At 53.1% G+C, this 2,674-nt stretch carries 1 rRNA gene; it reads right to left on the bottom strand.

From position 1 onward, the window contains the following. Positions 1-40 precede the first annotated feature (40 nt). Positions 41-2,661 (bottom strand): 23S ribosomal RNA (locus HNP51_RS18310). Between the last annotated feature and the right edge of the window lie 13 nt (positions 2,662-2,674).

Here is a 2,674-nt window from a genome sequence, read left to right as displayed (position 1 = left end):
TGTATATCGGCAAGTAAAACCGAATGAGTTTTGCTGAGAAACGATCAAGCCGATCGGATTATTAGTACCAGTAAGCTTCACACGTCACCGCGCTTCCACACCTGGCCTATCAACGTGGTAGTCTTCCACGATCCTCAGCGAAGCCTTGTTTTGAGGTTAGTTTCCCGCTTAGATGCTTTCAGCGGTTATCTATTCCATACTTAGCTACCCTGCTGCGCGGCTGGCGCCACGACAGGTCCACCAGAGGTATGTCCATCCCGGTCCTCTCGTACTAGGGACAGATCCTCTCAAGCTTCGAACACCCACGGCAGATAGGGACCAAACTGTCTCACGACGTTCTGAACCCAGCTCACGTACCACTTTAAATGGCGAACAGCCATACCCTTGGGACCTGCTCCAGCCCCAGGATGTGATGAGCCGACATCGAGGTGCCAAACTTTGCCGTCGATATGGACTCTTGGGCAAAATCAGCCTGTTATCCCTAGAGTACCTTTTATCCGTTGAGCGATGGCCCTTCCACTCGGGACCACCGGATCACTATGGCCGACTTTCGTCTCTGCTCGACTTGTCAGTCTCGCAGTCAGGCGGGCTTATGCCATTGCACTCGACGACCGATTTCCGACCGGTCTGAGCCCACCATCGCGCGCCTCCGTTACACTTTAGGAGGCGACCGCCCCAGTCAAACTACCCACCACGCCATGTCCCGGATCCGGATAACGGATCTCGGTTAGACGTCAACGACAGTAAGGGTGGTATTTCAAGGATGGCTCCACCAGAGCTGGCGCCCCGGTTTCATAGCCTCCCACCTATCCTACACATACGGTCGCTAACGCCAAGGCGAAGCTATAGTAAAGGTTCATAGGGTCTTTCCGTCTGACCGCGGGAACCCCGCATCTTCACGGGGAATTCAATTTCACTGAGCCTGTGCTGGAGACAGTGGGGAAGTCGTTACGCCATTCGTGCAGGTCGGAACTTACCCGACAAGGAATTTCGCTACCTTAGGACCGTTATAGTTACGGCCGCCGTTTACCTGGGCTTCAGTTCGGAGCTTTCACTCCTCCCTTTAACCTTCAGGCACCGGGCAGGCGTCAGACCCTATACGTCGCATTGCTGCTTCGCAGAGCCCTGTGTTTTTGCTAAACAGTCGCTACCCCCTGGCTTGTGCCACTCATTCCTGCTTGCGCAGGGTGAGTCACGCTTATTCCGAAGTTACGCGTGCAATTTGCCGAGTTCCTTCAGCACAGTTCTCTCAAGCGCCTTGGTATGCTCTACCTGACCACCTGTGTCGGTTTCGGGTACGGTCTCTGCTGGAGTTATTTCCTGGGACAACGCCCCTGCAAGGACAATCCAATAAGCCCTTACAAGTTATGCCATCCGTCACTTCCAGCTGGTGCAGGAATATTTACCTGCTTCCCATCGACTACGCTTTTCAGCCTCGCCTTAGGGGCCGACTAACCCTGCGCAGATTAGCTTTACGCAGGAACCCTTGGTCTTTCGGCGACAGTGTTTCTCACACTGTTTATCGTTACTCATGTCAGCATTCTCACTTCCGATACCTCCAGCCAACCTCACAGTTGACCTTCACAGGCTTACGGAACGCTCCGCTACCGCTTGCAGTAAACTGCAAACCCATATCTTCGGTGCATGGCTTTAGCCCCGTTACATTTTCCGCGCAGGATCGCTTGATCAGTGAGCTGTTACGCTTTCTTTAAAGGATGGCTGCTTCTAAGCCAACCTCCTGATTGTCAAAGCAATCCCACATCGTTTCCCACTTAGCCATGACTTGGGGACCTTAGATGATGGTTAGGGTTGTTTCCCTTTTCACGACGGACGTTAGCACCCGCCGTGTGTCTGCCCGATAGTTCTCTTGGGTATTCGGAGTTTGGTTAGTATTGGTACCGCTCGCGCAGCCCGCAACCATCCAGTGCTCTACCCCCCAAGGAATTCGTCGGACGCTCTACCTAAATAGATTTCGCGGAGAACCAGCTATGTCTAGGTTTGATTGGCCTTTCACCCCTATCCACAAGTCATCCCAGAATTTTTCAACATTCACGGGTTCGGTCCTCCAGTTAGTGTTACCTAACCTTCAACCTGCTCATGGATAGATCACCTAGTTTCGGGTCGTCATACGTCGAACTTAGCGCCCTATTCAGACTCGCTTTCGCTACGCCTACACCTAACGGCTTAAGCTTGCTCGACACATGAAGTCGCTGACCCATTATACAAAAGGTACGCCGTCACCCCGCTTGGGGGCTCCGACTGCTTGTAGGCTTCCGATTTCAGGATCTGTTTCACTCCCCTTGTCGGGGTGCTTTTCACCTTTCCCTCACGGTACTTGTTCACTATCGGTCGTAGAGGAGTACTTAGGCTTGGAGGGTGGTCCCCCCATGTTCAGACAGGATTTCACGTGTCCCGCCCTACTCGAGTCTCTTGCTGTTTGACGGCTACGGGGCTGTCACCCGCTATGGCCGATCTTTCCAGATCGTTCGCCTTTATGTCACAAGAGCACTGGCCTGGTCCCGGTTCGCTCGCCACTACTACGGGAGTCTCGGTTGATGTCCTTTCCTCCGGTTACTGAGATGTTTCAGTTCACCGGGTTCGCTTAATGAAGCCTATGTATTCAGCTCATTATACCTTTAAACAACCTGCCAATCCTTACCCTCCCGAGGGAAGG

The organism is Brevundimonas bullata, assembly GCF_014207965.1.
Lineage (GTDB): Bacteria > Pseudomonadota > Alphaproteobacteria > Caulobacterales > Caulobacteraceae > Brevundimonas > Brevundimonas bullata_A.
The sequence above is the reverse complement of the archived record's forward strand: the minus strand, read 5'-3'. Positions and strand labels throughout refer to the sequence as shown.